At 74.6% G+C, this 20616-nt stretch carries 21 protein-coding genes; 9 read left to right on the forward strand and 12 right to left on the reverse strand.

Going from position 1 to position 20616, the window contains the following annotated elements; all coding sequences use genetic code 11:
- Positions 1-62: 62 nt before the first annotated feature.
- Positions 63-1112: a LacI family DNA-binding transcriptional regulator gene (locus KGD83_RS13870; RefSeq protein WP_256448856.1), complete on the forward strand. Its 1050-nt coding sequence runs from the start codon at positions 63-65 to the stop codon at positions 1110-1112.
- Between the two features lie 15 nt (positions 1113-1127).
- Here KGD83_RS13870 and KGD83_RS13875 read toward each other — a convergent pair whose 3' ends face one another.
- Complete coding sequence (locus KGD83_RS13875) at positions 1128-1862, reverse strand: class I SAM-dependent methyltransferase (protein WP_212644151.1); 735 nt, start codon at positions 1860-1862, stop codon at positions 1128-1130.
- A gap of 240 nt (positions 1863-2102) precedes the next feature.
- Here KGD83_RS13875 and KGD83_RS13880 point away from each other — a divergent pair, with 240 nt between their 5' ends.
- Complete coding sequence (locus KGD83_RS13880) at positions 2103-2414, forward strand: threonine dehydratase (protein ID WP_212644152.1); 312 nt, start codon at positions 2103-2105, stop codon at positions 2412-2414.
- A gap of 46 nt (positions 2415-2460) precedes the next feature.
- Here KGD83_RS13880 and rpsR read toward each other — a convergent pair whose 3' ends face one another.
- Positions 2461-2718 carry a 30S ribosomal protein S18 gene (gene rpsR / locus KGD83_RS13885; RefSeq protein ID WP_212644153.1) on the reverse strand — a complete coding sequence of 86 codons (258 nt, stop codon included), beginning with the start codon at positions 2716-2718 and terminating at the stop codon, positions 2461-2463.
- 230 nt (positions 2719-2948) lie between these two features.
- Between rpsR and KGD83_RS13890 the strand changes: the two genes are divergently transcribed.
- From KGD83_RS13890 to KGD83_RS13900, 3 genes are all read left to right on the forward strand, one after another.
- Positions 2949-3761: an alpha/beta fold hydrolase gene (locus tag KGD83_RS13890; RefSeq protein WP_212644154.1), complete on the forward strand. Its 813-nt coding sequence runs from the start codon at positions 2949-2951 to the stop codon at positions 3759-3761.
- Between the two features lie 267 nt (positions 3762-4028).
- Positions 4029-4508 (forward strand): hypothetical protein, encoded by a 480-nt coding sequence (locus KGD83_RS13895; protein WP_212644155.1) that lies wholly within the window; start codon positions 4029-4031, stop codon positions 4506-4508.
- A 150-nt stretch (positions 4509-4658) separates the two neighbouring features.
- The gene (locus KGD83_RS13900) at positions 4659-5360 is read left to right on the forward strand and encodes a TetR/AcrR family transcriptional regulator (protein WP_249352358.1); all 702 of its coding nucleotides are present in this window, start codon (positions 4659-4661) and stop codon (positions 5358-5360) included.
- 72 nt (positions 5361-5432) lie between these two features.
- Here KGD83_RS13900 and KGD83_RS13905 read toward each other — a convergent pair whose 3' ends face one another.
- The 3 genes from KGD83_RS13905 to KGD83_RS13915 all read right to left on the reverse strand — a co-directional run bounded on the left by KGD83_RS13905 (position 5433) and on the right by KGD83_RS13915 (position 8377).
- Positions 5433-6539 (reverse strand): Gfo/Idh/MocA family protein, encoded by a 1107-nt coding sequence (locus KGD83_RS13905; RefSeq protein WP_212644156.1) that lies wholly within the window; start codon positions 6537-6539, stop codon positions 5433-5435.
- Positions 6536-7273: a sugar phosphate isomerase/epimerase family protein gene (locus KGD83_RS13910; protein WP_249352360.1), complete on the reverse strand. Its 738-nt coding sequence runs from the start codon at positions 7271-7273 to the stop codon at positions 6536-6538. The genes KGD83_RS13905 and KGD83_RS13910 overlap by 4 nt, the downstream gene beginning before the upstream one ends.
- A gap of 297 nt (positions 7274-7570) precedes the next feature.
- Positions 7571-8377 (reverse strand): DeoR/GlpR family DNA-binding transcription regulator, encoded by an 807-nt coding sequence (locus tag KGD83_RS13915; RefSeq protein ID WP_212644157.1) that lies wholly within the window; start codon positions 8375-8377, stop codon positions 7571-7573.
- A gap of 166 nt (positions 8378-8543) precedes the next feature.
- On the opposite strand from KGD83_RS13915, the gene KGD83_RS13920 reads away from it, so the two are divergent.
- From KGD83_RS13920 to KGD83_RS13935, 4 genes are all read left to right on the forward strand, one after another.
- On the forward strand, positions 8544-9914 hold the full coding sequence (locus KGD83_RS13920; RefSeq protein WP_212644158.1) for a homoserine dehydrogenase: 1371 nt from the start codon (positions 8544-8546) through the stop codon (positions 9912-9914).
- An 18-nt stretch (positions 9915-9932) separates the two neighbouring features.
- Complete coding sequence (locus KGD83_RS13925) at positions 9933-11339, forward strand: GntP family permease (RefSeq protein WP_212644159.1); 1407 nt, start codon at positions 9933-9935, stop codon at positions 11337-11339.
- Positions 11340-11533: 194 nt separating this feature from the next.
- Positions 11534-12784, forward strand: coding sequence for a 3-oxo-tetronate kinase (gene otnK, locus KGD83_RS13930; protein WP_212644160.1), 1251 nt, complete (start codon positions 11534-11536; stop codon positions 12782-12784).
- Positions 12781-13431, forward strand: a complete 651-nt coding sequence (locus tag KGD83_RS13935; RefSeq protein ID WP_212644161.1) for a class II aldolase/adducin family protein — start codon at positions 12781-12783, stop codon at positions 13429-13431. Before otnK ends, KGD83_RS13935 begins: the two co-directional genes overlap by 4 nt.
- 97 nt (positions 13432-13528) lie before the next feature.
- Here KGD83_RS13935 and KGD83_RS13940 read toward each other — a convergent pair whose 3' ends face one another.
- Genes KGD83_RS13940 through KGD83_RS13970 form a run of 7 tightly spaced genes read right to left on the reverse strand, consistent with a single transcriptional unit; the run spans position 13529 to position 20558 of the window.
- On the reverse strand, positions 13529-14935 hold the full coding sequence (locus KGD83_RS13940) for an alkaline phosphatase family protein (protein ID WP_212644162.1): 1407 nt from the start codon (positions 14933-14935) through the stop codon (positions 13529-13531).
- A gap of 27 nt (positions 14936-14962) precedes the next feature.
- Positions 14963-16129 (reverse strand): metabolite traffic protein EboE, encoded by a 1167-nt coding sequence (eboE, locus tag KGD83_RS13945; protein WP_212644163.1) that lies wholly within the window; start codon positions 16127-16129, stop codon positions 14963-14965.
- Positions 16126-17001 carry a TatD family hydrolase gene (locus KGD83_RS13950; RefSeq protein ID WP_212644164.1) on the reverse strand — a complete coding sequence of 292 codons (876 nt, stop codon included), beginning with the start codon at positions 16999-17001 and terminating at the stop codon, positions 16126-16128. Before KGD83_RS13950 ends, eboE begins: the two co-directional genes overlap by 4 nt.
- The gene (locus KGD83_RS13955; RefSeq protein WP_212644165.1) at positions 17001-17678 is read right to left on the reverse strand and encodes an EboA domain-containing protein; all 678 of its coding nucleotides are present in this window, start codon (positions 17676-17678) and stop codon (positions 17001-17003) included. Before KGD83_RS13955 ends, KGD83_RS13950 begins: the two co-directional genes overlap by 1 nt.
- Positions 17675-18529: a sugar phosphate isomerase/epimerase family protein gene (locus tag KGD83_RS13960; protein ID WP_212644166.1), complete on the reverse strand. Its 855-nt coding sequence runs from the start codon at positions 18527-18529 to the stop codon at positions 17675-17677. The genes KGD83_RS13955 and KGD83_RS13960 overlap by 4 nt, the downstream gene beginning before the upstream one ends.
- On the reverse strand, positions 18526-19404 hold the full coding sequence (locus KGD83_RS13965; protein WP_212644167.1) for an SCO3242 family prenyltransferase: 879 nt from the start codon (positions 19402-19404) through the stop codon (positions 18526-18528). Before KGD83_RS13965 ends, KGD83_RS13960 begins: the two co-directional genes overlap by 4 nt.
- Positions 19401-20558: an inositol-3-phosphate synthase gene (locus tag KGD83_RS13970; RefSeq protein WP_212644168.1), complete on the reverse strand. Its 1158-nt coding sequence runs from the start codon at positions 20556-20558 to the stop codon at positions 19401-19403. The genes KGD83_RS13965 and KGD83_RS13970 overlap by 4 nt, the downstream gene beginning before the upstream one ends.
- Positions 20559-20616: the final 58 nt, after the last annotated feature.

Here is a 20616-nt window from a genome sequence, read left to right on the forward strand (position 1 = left end):
GGATGAGAGCTGGGTCACCCGTGGCCGCGCGGAGTTGCCATGACCGCGTAGGATCAGGCGTCGTGAGTGCAGACCCGACCCCCGACCCCGCCCGGAGCACCCTTTCGGAGCCGGTCACCATCTCGAAAATTGCGGAAGCCGCAGGCGTATCGGTGCCGACGGTCTCGAAGGTGCTGAACGGACGCGCCGACGTGGCCAGCGAGACCCGCGCGCGCGTGGAGGAGCTGATCCGCCGCCACGGCTACCGGCGACGCCGGGGCCCGGGCGGAGGCCGTTCCTCCATGGTCGACCTGGTCTTCCACGAACTCGACAGCGCCTGGGCGGTCGAGGTCATCCGGGGCGTGGAGAGCGTGGCGCGCTCGGAGGGACTCAGCGTCGTGCTGACCGAGTCCGGGGGTGCCCAGACCCCCCGCGACGACTGGGTCGACGCCGTGCTCGCCCGCCAGTCCACCGCCGTCATCCTGGTCTTCTCCGACCTGGCGCCCGAACAGCGCACCCGCCTGACCGCGCGCGGCATCCCCTTCGTCGTGGTGGACCCGGCGGGAGACCCGGGGCCGGACATGCCCTCGGTGGGCTCGGCCAACTGGAACGGCGGCCTGGTCGCCACCCGCCACCTCATCGAGCTCGGCCACCGGCGCATCGGCGTCATAGGCGGTCCCCGGCACGTGCTGTGCAGCAAGGCCCGCATCGACGGCTACGCCTCCGCGCTGGACTCGGCCGGGCTGGCGGCCGACCCCGCGCTCGTGCGCTACGGCGACTTCCACGTCGAGAGCGGGCGCGACCGCGGCCGGGAGCTGCTCCGGCTGGACGACCCGCCCACGGCCGTCTTCGCGGGCAACGACCTCCAGGCGATGGGCCTGTACGAGGCCGCCCGCGAGCTGGGCGTGCGCATCCCCGAGGACCTGAGCGTGGTCGGCTACGACGACCTGCCGGTGGCCCGCTGGATGGGGCCGCCGCTGACCACCGTGCGCCAGCCGCTCACCGAGATGGCCGAGGAGGCGACCCGGATGGCGCTCACCCTGGCGCGCGGCGGCACCCCCGCCAACCTGCGCCTGGACCTGGCCACCGACCTGGTGGTCAGACGCAGCAGCGCCCCGCCGGCCCCCTCCTGAGCGCGGCGGTCGGTTCTACGCGAGGAGTTTGTACAGTCCGGCCCCGGCGGGGCCGTGGGGCAGGACCCGTAGGCGGTGGGGCTCCGCCTCGGCGCGCAGCGCGTCCTCGGTGAGCGTCCACCAGTCGTAGCGGACCTCGTCGCGGGCCAGGACCCGGCCCCGCTCGTGGACCTCGTAGGTCATGTGCCACTCGACCCGTTCGGGTCCGCTGGGCTCGGCGGCGGCCCAGCCGACGTAGGAGCGGTCGCCGACGCCGACCTCGCTCATCCGTGCCCGCTCCACCCGCTCGGGCTCCAGCGGGGCGGCGAGGTTGAGCAGGACGAAGGCCCCCGGGGCCAGCCGCGGGGCCAGGTCCTCCCACAGGCGGTCGCGCTCGTGGGGGCTGAAGTGACCGATCAGGTTGGCCATCACCATGCCGCCGATCCGGTCGGGCAGGTGGGCCGAGAGCAGGTCGTCGCCGTCCACGGTCACCCTCCCGCGCAGGCCGGGGTCGTCGGCGATCCGGGAGAGCAGCACCGTCCGCAGCAGGAGGGAGGGCTCCACGGCCAGAACGCGGGCCGTGGGCAGGGCCGCGGCGACGAGCCGGGTTCCGTGGCCGCCGCCGGCACCCGCGTCCACGACGGGGCCGGAGTCCCCGGGCAGGGAGGCCAGTGCCTCGGTCAGGACCGCCCGGTGGTGCTCCCACCACCCGGCGATCATCAGGTCCAGGTACTGCCCGGAGCGGGCGTAGGGGTCGTCGTACTCAGGCATGGCGGGCCTCCTCGCCGTGGCGGATGGAGAGAATGATAATCATTGCCATACCGTAGCAGTCCTCGCCGCTGCGGCGGAAATGAAAAGCACAATCATTTCTCCGGGGTCCGGTGCGAAATCCCGGTGGGAGGCGGATAAATTCTCCGCGCGCCGCCCCGTCGGCGCTTGATGCGCAATCGCCGATCGAATAGTCCTGGATGTGTTCCCGTTTTTTCTGCTGGTCGTTTTCGAGGGGGAGAGATGGCCGCACAGCATTCCGTCCACGAGGGGCACGCGCACGAGCACGGTCACGGCTGCGGGCACGTCGCGGTGCCGCACCAGGGCCACGTGGACTACGTCCACGACGGTCACCTGCACCATGGGCACGACGGCCACTGGGACGAGTGCTCCGCGGGGGATCACGCCGTCCACGAGGGGCACGCGCACGAGCACGGTCACGGCTGCGGGCACGTCGCGGTGCCGCACGAGGACCACGTGGACTACGTCCACGACGGTCACCTGCACCGCGAGCACGACGGCCACTGGGACGAGCACGCTCCCGACCGCTCCTGACCGCGACGGCCCGTCCGGGGGGTCCCCGGACGGGTTCGGCGGGTCCTCAGGACCTGTGCGTCGGAGTGTTGGACGGGTAGGGCAGCAGGGCCATCTCGCGCGCGTTCTTGACCGCCGCCGCGATCAGCCGCTGCTGGCGTGCGGTCACCCGCGTGACCCTGCGGCTGCGTATCTTCCCCTTCTCGGAGATGAACTTGCGCAGAAGCGTGGTGTCCTTGTAATCGATGTAGTCCATGTCTCCCAGCGGGTTGGCGAAACTCCGCGTGGGCTCGCGCTTGCCCGGACGGTGTGCTGAATAGGGCATGTCCACCTTTCTGGTATTCGCGTTCCCGGGGGCGCACGGCCCGTGCGCCCCCTCTCCGCCGGGCCGCGGGTGCGCGTCCTCCTCCCCTCCGCCGCCGCCCGTGGTGACTGAAAACGATTATCGTTCCCAAAATCCTACACGCTCCACGGGCGGAGCGCGCGGGCTCCCGGGTCTCGGAGCCCCGCCCCCGAGGCCGTGTGCGAGGATGGCCCCGGATTTCGGGAGGGGCGATGACGCTGATCACCACGGACGACGGGCTTGGCATCGAGTACACCGAACAGGGTGACTCCCGGGGGCGCCCGGTCGTGCTCCTGGCCGGGTTCAAGGCCCCCGCCACCTCCTGGCGCCACCAGGTCCCCGCGCTCACGGACGCCGGGTACCGGGTGTTCGCCGTGGACCTGCCCGGCCACGGCGCCGCGGGGCCCCTGCCGCCGGGCATGACCATGGACCGGCGCGGCGACTGCGTCCACGCCCTCCTGGAGCGGCTGGGCCTGGAGGGCGTCGTGCTCGTCGGCGGCTCCATGGGCGCCAACACCGTCTGGGCGTACACCTCCGGGCACGGCACCGGCCGCCTGGCGGGCGCGGTGTCGGTGGACCAGACGCCGAAGATGCTCAACACCGCGGACTGGCCGTACGGCTTCTACGGCTACGACGAGGGCAACGCCGACACCTACTTCGCCGCCGGCATCCCCGCCACCGGGCACGGCACGCCCCTGTGGCGGCGCGGCGTGCGCCTGGTCAGGACGCTGCGCGCGATGCGCGGCACAGACCGCGGGCTCACCCCGGCCGAACTGGAGCTGCTGGGCGACCACGCCCTGCGCGACTGGCGCGGCGCGGTCGCCGGGCTGGACGTGTCCGCCCTGTTCGTGGCCGGGGCCGAGAGCGAGCTGTGGCCCGCCGAGCACGCCGCGGCCGCAGCCAAGCCCAACCCGCGTGCCGGTGCGGCCGTGGTGCGCGAGGCCGGGCACGCCGTGAACATGGAGCGGCCGGGCGCCTTCAACGCGGGGCTGCTGCGCTTCCTCGCCCGCGTCGAGGGCCTCTGACCGTGGTCGTATCCGCCTCCTCCTGCGCGGGGCGTCGCCGCGTCGGCGGGGTCAGGGGTGTCGGGTCTCCTCCCGTGCGCGGCTCCGAACCGCGGGGGGAACCCTCCCAGCGGTCCCTAGCCCCACCGCGGGGGCCGGAGGCGACAGCGGATTCCGGCGTGGTGGGATGTCGGTATGGCTCCGCGGTCGAAGCCCCCCGAGAACGCGCGTCCGCTGTCGTACACCATTCGTAGCGCGCCGAGGCCCCCGGATCCGGGGGCCCTACGCGTGGAGACCGCTGCCGAAGCGGTCTCCAGGATCGCCTCCGGCGGCGGGATCCACGCCTTCCTGATCCTCCTGATGCCCTTCTCGATCTCGGACCACCTCACCTTCGGGTTCGCCCTCACCGTGCTCACGTCGGCCTACGCCGTCCTCCTCGCGGTCACCACGCTTCCCGGACTGATCGCCTTCCTCCTGGAGCGCAGGCGCGCGTCCGCGCGCGGGACCCCCACGCTCCGCGCCACGAAGGCCGCCCCCTCCGCTGTCGCGGCCCTGCTCTACGCCCTCTTACCCGCGTCCCTGATCCTCACCGAGGGCCTCGACGCCTTCGTCGTCGCCACCTCCCTGTTCATCGGCCTGTTCGGCTACCTCGTCCACCGGGCCTGCCTGGCGGTCACCTTCTCCTCCGCCGCGGGAGCCGTCGTCCGCGTCGTGGCGCTGGTCGCGCCCCTGCTGCTGATCCTGGGCCTGGCTTCCGCCCTCCGGTGAACGGAGTGGACCCCGACCGGCACCCGGGCACGGACGAGCCGCGCCGCCGATGCCGACACACTGGTAGGCGTCCACGAGGGAGAGAACCGCACCGGTCCCGCCGCGCGTCAGCGGCGGCCGACCGTGCGGTCCGGGTCTAAGGAGGGCGTGGTGAACGGTGGCGCGGGTGGTGCGGACGGCACGAATGGCGCGGATGGGGTGGGCGGTGCGGGTGCTTCCGGCCGGACGTACCGGAAGGCCGAGAAGCGGCGGTCGCAGATCCTGTCGCGCGCGATCGAGGTGTTCGCCGAGCACGGGGTGGGCGCGTCGCTGAGAGCGATCGGCGAGGCCATCGGAGTGTCCCACGCGGCGCTGCGCTACTACTTCGCCTCCCGCGACGAACTCCTGGTGGAGGTCTACCGCGAACACGAGGCGACGGGGCGCGAGCCCTCGGACCAGGACACCGTCTCCGCGGTCGCGGTCATGGAGCGCAGCGCGGAGCGCAACCGCTCCATCCCCGGCCTGGTCGAGCTGTACGCGACTCTGACCACGGACGCGCTGCAGGAGCAGCGGCACCCCGCGACGCGGGAGTTCGTCCGGGCCCGGTTCCGGGCGCTGCGCGCCGACCTCGCCGAGCGCGTCCGCGCCGGTCAGCGCTCCGGTGAGATCGCGGCCGACATCGACCCCGAGGACGCGGCGGCCCTGGTGATCGCCGCGTCCGACGGGTTGCAGCTGCAGTGGCTGCTCGACCCGCAGGAGGTGGACGTCTACCGCTCGCTCCAGGTCCTGGAACGGCTGCTGCCCGGCGGGGGAGAGGGCGCCGGGAGCGAGAGCGGCGGGACCGGTGGCGGCGCGTCGGCCCAGGCCACGTGAACGCGCCCGGGGGCCGTCACCGCACGCGAGCGGTGACGGCCCCCGGGGCTCTCCGTGTCGGGCCCGTGCCGACTAGAGGGTCGGGCTGGCCGGGTCCCACCCCTGCGGGAGCGGAGCCACCGGCGCCACGGCGGAGGTGATCTCCACCGGCGTTCCGCCGGCCGCCGCGTCGCGGATGCCCAGCAGCACGTCGAGCACGTGCGAGGCCACGGCCCCCGACGCGCGTTCGGTCCCGCCCGCGCGTAGGGCGCGGACCAGGTCGACGACCCCGGCCCCGCGCCCGTACGCGGGCCCCTCGGCGGGCATGGTGACCGGCTCCTCCCGGTCGTACCGCCACAGGGTGGTGTCCCCGCCGAACGTGTTGGGGTCGGGCAGGACGATCGTGCCCTCGGTGCCGTTGACCTCCACCATTCCCGCCCGGGGCAGCGCGTGCTGGAACGAGAACGTGGACTGGGCGGAGCGGCCCGGGCCGAACTCCACCAGCGCGGCGTGGTGCGTCGGCACCTGCACCTCGAACACCTGGCCCGCCCGGGGACCGCTCGCGATCGTGCGGGTCGCACGGCCGGTGGAGGCCACCGCCTGCACCCGGGTCGCGGCGCCGAAGACGTGCACGAGCGCGGTGACGTAGTACGGGCCCATGTCGAACAGGGGCCCCGCCCCGTGGGCGAAGAGGAAGTCCGGGTCCGGGTGCCAGGACTCGGGCCCGGGCACGTGGAACATCGTGGTCGCGGTCAGCGGCTCCCCGATGTCGCCGCGGGCGATCGCGCGCAGCGCGGTCTGCGTCCCCGCCCCCAGAACCGTGTCCGGCGCGCAGGCGACCCGCAGCCCCGCCTCCCCGGCCCTGGCCAGCAGCGCGGCGGCCGCGTCGTGGTCCAGGGCGATGGGCTTCTCGCTCCACACGTGCTTGCCCGCGTCGAGGATCCGGTGCCCGACCTCGGTGTGCGCGGCCGGGACGGTCAGGTTGACCACCACCTCGACGTCCTCGCGCGCCAGCAGCTCCGCCGCGGTCCCGGAGGCCGGGACGCCGTACGCGTCGGCCTGCGCGGCGGCGCGCGCCAGGTCCAGGTCCGCGACGAAGCGGACCTCGACGTCGGGGAACCGGGTCAGGTTCTCCAGGTACTGGGTCGAGATGTTGCCCGCGCCGATGACGCCGACCCCGGCGGCCCCGGTGCGCGTCATCGGTCGTTCTCCCCGAGCCAGGCCAGCGACCGCGCGATGCCGTCGAACACGTCGCCCGCGTAGGCGTCGAACTCGACCACGCGGATCGCCCCCGGCGCGGCCTCCAGGACCGCGCGGACGTCGACCTCGCCCTCACCCGCGGGCCGCTGCCGTGTCACGTCGCCGTCCAGGGTGCCGTCCTTGACGTGGATCAGCCGCACCCGGTCGCCGAAGGCCCGCAGCAGCGCGGCGGCGTCGGCGCCGCCGACCCCCGCCCAGTAGGTGTCCACCTCCAGCACGACCCGCGGCTCCAGGTGCTCCACGAACACCTCCAGCGCGTGCCTGTCGCCGATGCGGGTGCTCAGCTCCCAGGCGTGGTTGTGGTAGCCGAACTCCAGGCCCCGCTCGGCGGCCAGCTCCGCCAGCCGGTTCACGCGCTCGGCCAGTCCGGCCACCTGGTCCGCGGTCTGCCACCGCTCGGCCGGGACCAGCGGGTCGATGACCGTCGCGATGCCCAGTTCGGCGGCCGCGTCGAAGACCGCCTCGGGGGCCCGGGAGTCGATGACGGGGGCGTGGCCGGAGGGCGCGGTGACGCCCGTCGCGGCGAACACGCGCCGGTACTCCTCGGTGTCCAGGTGGAACGCGTACGGCTCCACGTGGGCGAACCCGATCTCGGCCAGGCGTGCCACGGCGCTCTCCAAGCCGTCGGCGAGTTCGTCACGGACCGAGTACAGCTGCACGGATGTTGTCGGCACGGGGGGCTCCTTCGTTCGCTCGGGCATCGCCCTGTCGCTCACATCGCGGCACGCCCCCGGGGGTGCGGGGCGGGGCCGCTCACCCAGATTCTTACATTGGAAGATTTTTGTCCAGGGTTTTTCCGGGCGCACGGTCCGGGCGCCCGAACGGAGCGGGACACGGGCGGGCGCGACCCCGTGAGGAGGAGGGCCGGAGGGCACGCCGAGGGGCCGGGCGGCGCCCCGGCGGAGCGGGTGCCGTCCCGGCCGCGCGCACGTGCGCGCCTGGTTCGCGGGGGATCCCCGGCGGAGCGGGGGTCAGGCGGTGGGGGCCTCCGCCTCCTCGTCGGCATCCCGCTGGGGCGTGACCACCTCCAGGCCCACGCCCAGCTCCCGGATCGCGCGCACGGAGGACTCGGAGAGGCGGTCGTCGGTGATCACCGAGGCGAAGTTCGTGAGCGCGGCGACCTTGAACGTGCCGAAGGCCCCGTACTTGTCGGCCCCGGCGACCAGCACCGACGTCGAGGCCGCCGCCATGGCCGCGCGCTTGACCGCGACCTTCGCGCGCGAGGGCGTGGTGGTGCCCCGGCTCAGGTCCCACGAACTCGTCGAGACGAAGGCGACGTCGATGTTGAACTCCTCGATGGTGGCGGCCGCGATGTCGCCGACCGAGGAGCGGTTCTCGCGGTCGATCTGCCCGCCGATGAGGAAGAGGGTCACGTCGGGGTGGTCGGTGAGGGAGGCGGCGGTGGTGATGTCGTTGGTGATGACGGTGAGGCCGGTGACGCTCCACAGCGACGGCACCAGGTGCCCCAGCGTCGTGCCCGCGTCCAGGTAGACGGTCTGCCCCTCGCCGACCAGGGCCGCCGCCGCACGGGCCATCGCCCGCTTCTCTGCCACGTCCACCCGCGACTTGTCGCGGTAGGAGGGCTCCGAGCGCACCTGCGAGACCAGTTCGACGCCGCCGGGCACCGAGCGGACCCGCCCCTCCTCCTCCAGCGTCATGATGTCGCGGCGCACCGTCATGTGCGAGACGTCGAGGATCTCGCACAGCTCCTTCACGCTCAGCACGCCCGTACCGCGCAACTCCCGCACGAGCAGCTCACGCCGTTGCGCCGGAATCATCGCTCTCCCTCGGTTCCGCTCATGGGCATCATGGTAACGAGTGTTCTCAGATGGTACCAGTCGTGATAATTGTTGACTCTAATGTTCCGCTGGTGTTAAACATGGCGCGTTGCCGTAGCGGCCTGGCACACACGTGCCCCCCGCGGGGCCGGAAGAAGGAGAACCCATGCAAGCCACCGACGCCACCACGGCGCCGCCACCGCCCGTGCGCTACGCGCTCACCGGAGCCCGCGGCGGTTTCGCGCGCACCCTGCTCGCCCAGACCCCGCGGATGGAGCGGCTGCGGCCCTCGGTCCTGTGCGATCTGGACACAGAGGGGACGATCGCGCTGTGCGCCGAGCTCGGCTACCCCGCCGACGAGCTGACGGTGTGCTCCAGCGCGGACGATGTGACCGCGCTGGCCGACGGGCGGATCGCGGTGATCGCCGACGCCGCCCTCCTCGAACACGCCGACTACGACGTGCTCGTCGAGGCCACCGGCAGCCCCGAGGCGGGCACCCGGGCCGCGCGGACCGCCATCGCGGCCGGACGCCACGTGGTCATGGTCTCCAAGGAGGTCGACTCCGTCTCCGGGATCGCGCTGGCCGACCTCGCCCGGGAACGGGGCGTGGTCTACACCCCCGGGATCGGCGACCAGCCCGCCAACCTCATCGAGTGGTACGAGCGGACCCGCCTGCTGGGCCTGGACGTCGTCGCGATCGGCAAGTCGGGCGAGTACGACCTGGTCTTCGACCCGGACACTGGCCGCGTGCGCCAGCTCGACCAGGAGGTCGACGCCCCCGGCCTGGCCGGTCTGCTCACCCTGGGCGAGGACGTGCCCGCCACGCTCGCCGCCCGCGCCCGCGCGGTGGCGGGCCTGTCGCGCTCGGCCGCCGCCGACTACTGCGAGATGGGGGTCGTCGCCAACCACACGGGCCTGGTGCCCGACACCGAGGCGCTGCACTACCCCGTCGCGCGCGTCGCCGAACTCGCCGACGTCTACTCCCTCGCAGAGGACGGCGGAATCCTCTCCCGGTCCGGCGCCGTGGACGTCTTCAGCGTGCTCCGCCTGCCCGAGGAGGCCTCCTTCGCCGGAGGGGTCTTCGTGGTCGTCCGCACCGGCGACCCCGTCTCCTGGGCACTGCTCGCGCAGAAGGGCCACGTGGTCTCGCGCTCGGGGCGCTACGCCTGCCTGTACCTGCCCTACCACCTCATGGGCGTGGAGACCCCGCTGAGCCTGCTGGACGCCGTGGACCGCCGCCGCGCGGTGACCCACCGGCACCCGGCCCCGCACGCGGTCCTGGCCGGGCGCGCCCGGCGCGACCTCCCCGCCGGGACCAGGCTGGACATGGGCGGACACCACCACGACGTCCAGGGGGTGGCCCCCGTCCTGCTGGACGCCGCCGACGCCCCCGACGACGTCGCGCCGCTCTACCTGGCGGCCCACGCCGCCCTGGGCCGCGACGTCGCGGCGGGCGCACTGGTGCGCCTGGACGACCTGGCCGACGCCAGCGCCCCCCTCCTGGACGCCTGGCGCCACGCCCGCACGCACCTGTGAACGATCGGACCCACTGACATGTCGGACATCTACACCCTGTTGGCGTTCCTCACCGCCATCGCGGTACTCGTACTGCTCATCGCGCGCTTCAAGGTCCACCCCGTGGCCACGCTGTTCATGGTGGTCGTGGCGCTCGGCCTGGTCCTGGGCATGGGCGGCACCGAGACCATCGAACTCGTCACCGAGGGCTTCGGCGGCACCCTCGCCAGCGTCGGCCTTCTGGTCATCTTCGGCTGCGTGCTCGGCAGGATGCTCGAACTGAGCGGCGCGGCCACCAAGATCACCGAGACCGCCCTGAACATGTTCGCGGAGAAGAGGGTGCCCTGGGCGATCGCCCTGGCCTCGACCGTGCTGGGCATCCCCCTCATCGCCGACACCGCGGTCGTCATGCTCATCCCGATCGTCTCCGCCCTGGCCTACCGCACGGGCATGTCGATGATGAAGCTCGGCCCGATCCTCTACCTCGGCGCCTACATCATGACCTCGGTCGTCCCGCCCGGCCCCGGCCCGCTCGCGTCGGCCTCCCTGCTCGGCGTCAGCATGGGCGAGGCCATCCTCTACGGCCTGATGGTGGGCGTCCCCGGCGTCATCGCCGCGACGGTCTACCTGTCCTTCATCAAGACCTACGTGCCGCCCAAGCCGGAGTTCGTCGAACACCTGGCGGGCGCGGGCGGCCCGGGCAGCCCCTCCGGCGGCGCCCCGGGGACCTCCGACGGCACCGGCCCCAAGACCGCCTCCGACGGAGCCGCGGCCCCCGCCAGCGTCGGCCTGTTCGGCTCCCTGGTGCCGATCCTGGCCCCCATCGTCCTCATCATCGTCGCCTCCCTGGCCGGTCCGGTGCTCCCGGAGGGGGCCTGGTTCACCGAGGCCGTCCTGTTCGTCGGCGAGCCGACGGTGGCGCTCTTCCTCGCCTGCCTGCTGGCACTGCCGCTGTTCCGCGGGCGGTGGAAGGACAAGGCCACCCTCAACGACCTGTTCGAGGCGGGCCTGCGCATCGCCGCGATGCCCCTGGCCCTGACCGGCGTCGGCGGAGCGCTGGCCACCATCATCCGGGAGACCGGCGTGGCCGAGAACGTCGCCGCGGGCATCGAGGGCACCGGTATGTCACCGGTCGTCATCCCCTTCCTCGTCGGCGCGGCGGTCTGCACGATCACCGGCTCCAACATCCTGGGCGTGATGACCTCGGCGGCCATCATGCAGCCCCTGATGGACGACCTCGGCCTGGCGCCGATCGTGGTGTACCTGGCCTGCGCGACCGGCGCGCAGGTCATGAAGCACGCCAACTCGTCCGGGTTCTGGGTCACCACCACGCTGTCCAACATGACGGTGGGCCAGGGGATCCGGTCGATCGGCGTCGCCTCGTTCCTCTCGGGCGTCACCGGGTTCCTCGTGCTCAACGTCATGATCGCGACCGGCCTCGTCTGAGCAGTGTTCCTTCGGGCCCCGCTTCGTTTCTGCCTGAACCGGCCCTCGCGGGCTGAGGACGGTCTGAGGAGCAGTCGCCCAGCCCCGTCCGCGTTTTTCGCGGGGGAGTTCCGGCGCACCCGGCCACCGGGCCGCACGGTGCGCCGGGACCCCTCCGTCCGACCGACCCGCCCCGACCACAGGGAGTACCTCACATGGCGACCCTCGGCGTGATCGCCGACGACCTCACCGGAGCGACCGACGTCGCGATCGCCCTCACCGCGTCCGGCCACCGGACCACGGTGGTCCTGGACTCGCGGGACCCCGGCGGCGCCGACCCCGTCGCCGCCGCGGCGGAGGGGGCCGACGCCGTCGTCGTGGCCCTGAAGTCGCGCACCACGCCCGCCGACGCGGCGGTCGCGGCCTCGCTGGACGCCCTCGCCCGGCTGCGGAGCGCGGGGTGCGAGCGGTTCTACCTCAAGTACTGCTCCACCTTCGACTCCACCCCGGACGGCAACATCGGCCCGGTCGCGGAGGCGGTGCTCGACGCCCTCGGAGAGGAGGTCACGGTCGTCGCACCCGCCTTCCCCGCCAACGGGCGCACCGTCTACCGCGGCCACCTCTTCGTGGGGGACGACCCCCTCGACGAGTCCCCGATGCGCCACCACCCGCTCACGCCCATGACCGACTCCAGCCTCCCGCGCCTGCTCGCCCCCCAGGTCAGCGGCGGCGCGGACGACGTCGCGCTGGTGCCCTGGCCGGTGGTCGCCCGAGGGGCCGACGCGGTGCGCGGCGCCATCGCGTCCGCCAGCGAGGAGGGGGCCCGGTTCGTGGTCGTGGACGCCCTGACCGACGCCGACCTGCGCACGCTCGCCGACGCGACGCGGGACCTGCGCCTGCTGACCGGCGGCAGCGCCCTGGCCCAGGGGCTCACCGGCCCCCACGGGACAGGCCACCTGCCGCTCACCCCGCCCCCGGGGCCGCGCGTCGTGCTCTCGGGCAGCGCCTCGCGGGCGACCCAGGGCCAGGTGCGCTACGCCCTCGCCCACGGAGGGGGACACCACCTGCTCCCGTCCGACCTGCGCCGGGACTTCGGGGCGACGGTTTCGCTGGCCGTGGAGCGCGCCCTGGAGGGCGGTGAGTCCCCGTTCGCGGTGTACGCGACCGCCGCACCCGAACACGTCGTGGACACCGCCGACGCGCCGCTCATCGAGGAGGCGCTGGCCGAGATCGCCGCACTCCTGGTCGGCGCGGGAGTGCGCGCGCTCCTGGTCGCGGGCGGCGAGACGAGCGGAGCCGTCGTGCGGCGCCTGGGCGTGGCCTCGCTCGCGCTGGGGCCCGAGGTCGACCCGGGCGTCGCGTGGACGCTCGGAAACAGCGACGGCGAGGACGTCCAGCTCATGCTCAAGTCCGGCAACTTCGGCCGCGAGGACCTGTTCGTCCGCGCCTGGGAGGGGGACAAGTGAACCGCGAAGCGCGCGAGGCGGCCCGGGAGCTGTGCGCGGTCGGACGCCGCGCCGTCGAACTGGGGCTCAGTCCGGGCGCCTCGGGCAACGTGTCCGCGCGGGCCGGGGGACTGACCCTGATGAGCCCCACGGGGGTCTCCCTGCGCGACCTCGACCCCGAGGGACTGTCCGTGCTGGACGGGGAGGGTGAGCACGTCGCCGGTCCGCCCCCCTCCAAGGAGTTCCCGCTCCACCAGGCGATGTACCGGCGGGTCGCGGACGCGGGCGCCGTCGTCCACCTGCACTCGCCGCACGCCTGCGCGGCCTCGTGCCTGCCCGCCTGGTCGGAGGCCTCCGCGCTGCCGCCCGTCACGCCCTACCTGGTCATGCGGGTCGGCCAGGCGCCCCTGGTGCCCTACGCGGCGCCGGGCAGCGACAGGCTCGCCGACAACCTCTCCCGCCTGTCCGGGCGTTTCCGCGCGGCCCTGCTGGCCAACCACGGTTCGATCGTCGCCGCGGCCGGTCCGGCGGCCGCACTGGACGGCGCCGTCGAGCTGGAGGAGGCCTCGCGCATCGTCGTGTCGCTGCGGGGGAGCGAGTTCTCCGTGCTCTCGCCCGAGGACGTGCGCGAGCTGACCGGGCGCTACGGCACCGACTGGGATCTGTGACCGCGGGGGCGGGCGCCGCGCGGCGCCCGCCCGTGCCGCCGCCCGCGCCGGTGGCGGGGACGCCCCCGCCACCGCGCCGGCGGCGTCCGCGGCCCGCTCAGCCGCAGGAGGTGGACGGCCCCGCCGGTGCCGGCACACCGGCGAGACCGAGTATGAGGTCGCGTACCTCGGTGGCCGCGACGCGTTCCCGGGCGGAGCCGGGGTCGGAGCACAGCACCAGGGGACCGTCTTCGGGGTCGGCGTGCGCGCGCCCGTGGGTGCCGCGCACACAGCCCGGGTCGAGCGGTACCACGTTCATGGCGTAGCGCAGGCCGACCTTCTTGCGGGCGAGGTTGGCCGCCGCGCGCGCTCTGACCAGCCGGTCGGCGGGGTCCAGGAAGAGTTCGGCGGGGTCGTAGCCGGGCTTGCGGTGGATGTCCACGCCCCGCGCGAAGTCCGGCGCCGCCGCGTCGCGCAGCCAGTAGTAGTAGGTGAACCAGGCGCCCGGGTCGGCCACGAGGACCAGCTCGCCGGAGCGCTCGTGGTCCAGCCCGTGCCCGGCCTGCCCGTCGCGGTCCAGGACCAGGTCCACCCCCTCCACACCGGCCAGGAGGCGGGCGACCGCGGTCACGTCGCCGGGGTCGCGGACGTAGACGTGGGCGCACTGGTGGTCGGCCACCGCGAAGGCGCGCGACTCCCACGGGTCCAGGTACTCCATCCCGTGCTGGGCGTACACCTCCAGCAGTCCGGCCTCGCGCAGCACCCGGTTGACGTGCACGGGCCTGTCGGCGGGCGTGATGCCGTACTCGCTCAGGACCATCACGGCCGTGCCCGAGCGCTCGGCGTCCTCCAGCAGGGGCGCCAGGGCCGCGTCCATGTCGGCCACCGCCCGGCGTGCCTGCTCGGAGTCGGGCCCGTACCTTTGCAGGTCGTAGTCCAGGTGGGGGACGTAGCACAGGGTCAGGTCGGCCCGCGGCATCAGCCTGCGGGTCGCGGCCACGATCCACTCGGTGGAGCGGATCGACGCGGTCGGCCCCCAGTACTGGAAGAGCGGGAACGGCCCCAGTTCCGCGGTCAGCTCGTCGTGGAGGGCGGGCGGCCGGGTGTAGCAGTCGGGGGACTTGCGCCCGTCGGCGTGGTAGACCGGCCTGGGCGTGACGGTCCAGTCGGTGGTGGCGCCCATGGCGTACCACCAGCACACGTTCGCGGTGCGAAAGCCCGGCCGGTGGCGCCGGGCGGTCTCCCACACCTTCTCGCCCTGGACCAGGCGGTTGTGCTGGCGCCACAGGTACACCTCGCCCAGGTCACGGAAGTACCAGCCGTTGCCGACGGCGCCGTGCCCGGCGGGGGTCCGGCCGGTCAGGAACGTGGACTGGACGGTGCAGGTCACGGCGGGCAGGACGGTCTCCAGCGGGGCCTGCCAGCCCTTCTCGGCCACGGCGCGCAGCCGGGGCGCGTGCCGCAGCAGCCGGGGCGTGAGCCCGACCGCGTCGACCACGAGCAGGCGCGGTTCCTCCGTCGGCATGGGGGTGTCCCTTCGGTTCGCGGGGTGTCAGAGCAGGGTCAGGCCCAAGTCGGTCAGCCGGTCGCGGGCCCAGGCCACCTCGGCGGCGATGCCCTCGGTGAGCCCCTTCCCGTCGGCGGGGCGCCGCTCCTCCGGCAGCACCGACCAGGTGTAGGTCTCCACCTCCACGTGGTCGGTGCGCGCGCCGCCGGGCCCCAGGAGGAATTCGAGGGTGCGGGCGAGGTGCTCGTTGGTCCCGCGCAGCGGAGCGGTGGCGGGCGCGTGCAGGGGCACGTGGAAGTGGGTGCGCCAGGGCGCGCCGTCGGGCAGGGGGTCGGCGCCGCCCAGGGCCTCGTCCAGGTCGTCGCGGCCCTGCCGCGCCCCGTCCCGGCCGTGCGCGCGCGTCTGGTGCAGGAAGCGGTCCTCGGTGAAGGCGGCGAGGGCCCCGCGTGCGGCCGGGTCGGCGGGGTCGGGGACCTCCACGGCCGCCGACGCCTGCGTCTTGACCACGGGCAGGCCCGCGCCGGAGAGCCGGTCCAGGGCCGCCCCCGGCTCCTCGAAGGCCGTCGCCAGGTGGCAGGTGTCCAGGCACACGCCCAGGTGCGGCGGCGGGTCCCCGAGCAGGCGGGCCGCGTCCCGGGTGGTCTCGACGACGCACCCGGGTTCGGGCTCCAGCCCCACCCGCACCGGGCGCCCCCGCCGTGCCAGGTCCTCCAGGGCGTCGGAGAGTTCGGCCAGGTGCGCGCGGGCGGCGGACAGGCGGCCGGGGTCCCACGGTTCGCGCCAGGCCAGGGGGAGGGTGGAGACGCTGCCCCGCGCGGCGTCGTCGGGCAGCAGCCGCGCCAGCACCCGGGCGCAGTCCACCGTGTAGTCCAGCCGGGCCCGGTCGGTCCAGTCGGGGCGGTACACGGCCCGCTTGACCACGGGCGCGTGGAACCCGGTGTAGGGGAAGGCGTTGAGGGTCACCGTCTCCAGCCCGGCGGCCTCCAGCTCCGCGCGCAGCCGGTCGGTCAGGCGCGGGTCCGCCGCCAGCTCCCGGGCCAGCGGGGCGGGCAGCCACAGGCCCAGGCCGAGCCGGTCCGCGCCCAGGGCCTGGCGCACGCCGCCGCCGTGGACGCGGATCTGGCGCAGGACGCCGTCCAGGTCCTCGGCGGGGTGCACGTTGGTGCAGTAGGCGAGGTGGACGACCGTTCCGTCGGGGTGGCGCAGCCTCACGCGGCGCCTCCGCCCGCGCGCTCGCCGCGCAGCACCGAGTTCCCCGAGTAGGTCGCGGTGCGGTCGGCCCCGTGCACGTCGTCCAGCAGCAGGCGTCCGCTGCGGCCGTAGAACTCCACGGGGTTGTCCCACAGCACGCGTTCGACGTCGCGTTCGGTGAACCCCGCGGCGAGCATGGCCTCGCCGGTGCGCAGGGTGGCGAGCGGATCGCTGCGGCCCCAGTCGGCCGCCGAGTTGACCACCATCCGCTCCGGTCCCCACTCCGACAGGACGCGCACCATGCGCTCCGGGCTCATCTTGGTGTCGGGGTAGATGGAGAAGCCCAGCGTGCACCCGGACTCGTGCACCATGGCCACGGTGGCCTCGTTGAGGTGGTCCACGAGCACCCGCTCGGGCGCGATCCCCGACTCGGCGACCAGCCGGAGGGTGCGGCGGGTCCCGGCCGCCTTGTCGCGGTGCGGGGTGTGCACCAGGACGGGCAGCCCGAACTCCCCTGCCAGCTCCAGCTGGCGGCGGAAGGCCCTCTCCTCCTCGGCGGTGCCGGAGTCGAAGCCCACCTCGCCGACCGCCACGACGCCGTCCTTGGCCAGGTAGCGGGGGATCAGGTCCAGCACCCCCGACAGACGGGGGTCGTTGGCCTCCTTGGGGTTGAGCGCGATCGTGCAGTGGTGGCGGATCCCGAACCGCTCGGCCCGGAACCGCTCCCAGCCCACGAGGCCGTCGAAGTAGTCGCGGAACGAGTCCACGCCGGTCCGGGGCTGGCCCAGCCAGAACGACGGCTCGACCACCGCACGCACCCCGGCGGCGTACATCGCCTCGTAGTCGTCGGTGGTGCGCGAGGTCATGTGGATGTGCGGGTCGAAGATACGCATCACGCCTCCGTTCGGTGGGTGTCCAGGCGGGCGGCCTGCCCGGGGAAGTGCCGCAGCACGAGGTGGACGTCGCCGGGGACCGGCCGCCCCGCCAGGACCCGTTCCTCGGCGTGGTCGGCGCACATGCGCGCCAGCTCCTCATCGGCGCGGTCGGGCAGCCCGGCCGCCGACCCCAGCGGCACCCCGGTGAACAGGCACTTGAGGATTCCCTGGCGCCAGGAGTCGGCGTCGAGCAGGGCCGTCGCCGCGCTGGCGGCCGCCGCCGCGACCAGCCGGGTGTCGTTGGCGCGCATCGCGTCGGCCAGCAGCTCGCGCGCCGCGCCGGCCACCGCCTCCCGGCCGCCGCCGAGAGCGTCGAGCGCGTCCAGGCCGCGCAGGACGGCGCGCCGCTCTCCCGCGTCACCGTGGTGGTACAGGTCGCGGACCTCGCGGGCCAGCTCCGGCGGGGCCAGGGCCCCGGCCAGCGCGGACAGCAGCTCCACGCGCGCCATGTCCTCCAGGGTCGGCCCGGCCACCCCGTCGGGGTCGCCCGACGGACCGGCCCCGCGCGCCACGCTCCTGGCCGCCGCGGGGAAGAGCACGGCTATCCGCGCGGGCCGCTCGCGCACCTGCGCGACCTGGGCGGCCAGCGCCCCGCGCGCCGCGTCCGTGTCCAGGAAGGCGTACTCCCCGCTCACACCTCCGCCCTCCGCGCACGCGAGTCGGCCAGCGCCCGCCTGAGCGCGCGGATCGACCGCTCGGCCACCAGGGGGGCGGCGTGCCCGTGGCGGGGCAGCTCCACCGACGCCAGCCCCCGGTATCCGACCTCCTCCAGGGCGCCCAGGACCCCGGGCAGGTCGATCTCGCCCTCACCGAACTCCAGGTGCTCGTGCACGCCCGGCCGCATGTCGTCCAGTTGGACGTTGGCGATCAGGGACCCGGCCCGCCGGACCGCGCCTCCGGGGCCGTCCGGCTCGTTGCACACGCCGTGCCCGACGTCGACCGTCACCCGCAGGCGCGGCGGACCGCCGAGCCGCTCGCGCAGCTCCAGCGCGTCGGCCACCCGTTCGGCGAACATGCCGGGCTCGGGCTCGAACGCGCAGTCCACGCCCAGGTCGTCGGCGGTGGCCAGGACCCGTTCCACGCCCGAGGTCAGCCGCGACCAGCCCTGCTCCCGGCTCACCCCCGCCGGGAGGATGCCCGACCAGAAGGAGACGGCCTCGGCCCCCAGGTCGTCGGCGACGCGCACCGCGCGGCGCAGCAGGTCCACCCGCAGTTCGGCGCCCTCGTCGGATACCAGGGTGGGCTCGTGCTTGCGGCGCGGGTCCATCAGGTAGCGGGCGCCGGTCTCCACGACCACCGCCAGACCCAGTTCGGACAGCCGCCGACCGATGCGGGCGGTGCGCGCGAAGGCGTCCGGCGCGAAGGGATCCAGGTGCGGGTGGTCCAGCGTCAGCCCCACCCCCTCGTAGCCGAGGTCGGCGATGACGGCGAGCGCGTCGTCCAGCCGGTGGTCCCAGAAGCCGTTGGTGCCGTATCCGAACCTCAAGTGAACGACACCGCCTTGGACGCCCGCGCCGCCACGGGCGCGCCGACGGCGAGCGCGCACGCCGCGTCCGGCGCGCCGTACCCGGCCAGCAGGGCCGCCTGGAGTGGGATCATCCCCCGGATGCCCGCGCCCGTCGCCGCGCGCGCGTGGTGCGCCGCGGGTTCGACCAGCGCCCTGGCCTGCGCGGACCCCACCCCCAGCGCGAAGACCCCCGCGAGCGCCCCCGACAGGGCCTTGGCCGAGGCGTCGCCCGCCGCCCGCCCGGGCAGGGGCCGGGCGGGCGCGGCGGCGAGCGCGGCACTGGCCAGGGTGCACAGCAGCGCCCCCGCCGCCACGCGGGGCCGCGTCCCGTGCACCTCGCCCCGGCTCAGGGCGGTCACCCCGAGCGTGTGGACGGCCAGCGCAAGGGCGGGCCTGGCCGCGTCGGCGGGGCGCGCGCCCGCGCCCAGCAGCACGTCCAGCCCCCGGGCCGCCGCCATGCCCAGCGGGGCCAGGGGCGTCCTCTTGAGGAGGAGGTCGTAGCCCCACACGGTGGCGGCCAGGGCCGTGCCCACCCCCGCCGCCCGGCGTCCGCCCGCCGCCGCGGCCAGGCCCACGCCCGTCGCGGTCAGCCCCGCGGCGACCGCCAGGGCCTCGCCGGGGCGCACCGCACCCGAGGGGATGGGGCGTTCGGGCCGCTCGACCGCGTCCACCTCCCGGTCGGCGTAGTCGTTGAGGGCCATGCCCGCCCAGTACAGGCAGACCGAGGCGGCGGGCAGCGCCCAGGCCCCGGGGCCGCGCAGGCCCCCCGCCGCCGCGGCACCGGCCAGGGCGTCGCCGGGAACGCTCAGCGCGGCGGGCAGGCGCACCAGCCTCGTCAGGTCGCGCGCTCTCACTCGGCCTCCTCCTCCGGTGCCGCGCACCAGGACGTCAGGGCCCGCCACTGTTCGGCCAGGCCGTGTTCGCGGGTGCCCACGGGGTCCTTGAAGAAGAACGCCAGCTCCGGCAGGGGCCCCACCCTGCCCCGCCGGTGGGCGTGGGCGGTCAGCCGCGCCAGGTCCAGCACCAGGGGCGCGGCCAGCGCGGAGTCGTAGCCCGACCAGGTGAACTGCAGGGTCATCCGCGCCCCCAGGAACCCCTCGAACGAGACGTGGTCCCAGGCGACCTTGGCGTCGCCCAGGTCGGGGACGTAGTCGATGTGCAGGGGCCCGTCCGGACCGTGGCCCAGCATGTGCTCCAGACCCCGCGACTTGGACGCGAGCTTGCTCTCCGCGTTGGCCGGGTCGGCCAGGGTGGCGCCGTCGCCGCCGCCGAGCAGGTTGAGCGAGGACCACGAGCGCACGTGCAGCGCCCGGGCGGCGAACATCGGCGCGAGCGCGCTCTTGACCAGGGTCTCCCCGGTCTTGCCGTCGCACCCGGCCCACGGCACGCCCGAGCGCTCGGCCAGCCGCGCCAGGGCGGGCAGCCGGGGCCCGGTGTTCGGCGTGAACTCCACGAACGCGCATCCCGCCCGCAGGGCCGCGTAGGCGTACGCGGAGCTGGCCGGGATCCGCGCGGTCCCGGCGTCCAGGGCCGCCTCCAGGGCGTCGGCGTCGGTGTGCTCGGCGCGCGGTTCGGGCCGGGGCTCGGTGCTGGACAGGTCCACCACCACGACGCGTTCGAGCGCCTCCCGTTCGGCGAACTCGCGCAGGTCCGCCTCCAGGCGGTCCACGTCGCGGCGCCCCACCCCGGCGGTGGCGGTGTGCAGGCCCCGGCGCAGACGGTGCTCGGTCCGGTCCAGTTCGTCGGCGAAGGCCGGCGGCAGGTGCGCGGGCAGCACCCCCGCCCGGGCCAGCCGCTCGGCGTTCTTGCACAGGCGGATCTCGGAGACGTCGTGGCCGCCGAAGACCAGGTCGCCGATCCCGGGCAGGCCCGCCCGGGTGAACTCGGGGCGCTCGGTCACGCAACCCGTACGCCCCGACGCCCCGGACCGCACCGCCAGGGCCCCCAGGACGGCGGTGGTCGCCACCGACCCCCGCGCCCCGATCAGCCATACTCCGACTCGCGTCAACGCATGCTCCCCTCTGCGTGCCTCCGGGTGTTCCGGAACCGTGTGGTCACTGGTCACT

Origin of the sequence: Nocardiopsis akebiae, assembly GCF_018316795.1 — a bacterium.
Classification (GTDB): Bacteria; Actinomycetota; Actinomycetes; order Streptosporangiales; family Streptosporangiaceae; genus Nocardiopsis; species Nocardiopsis dassonvillei.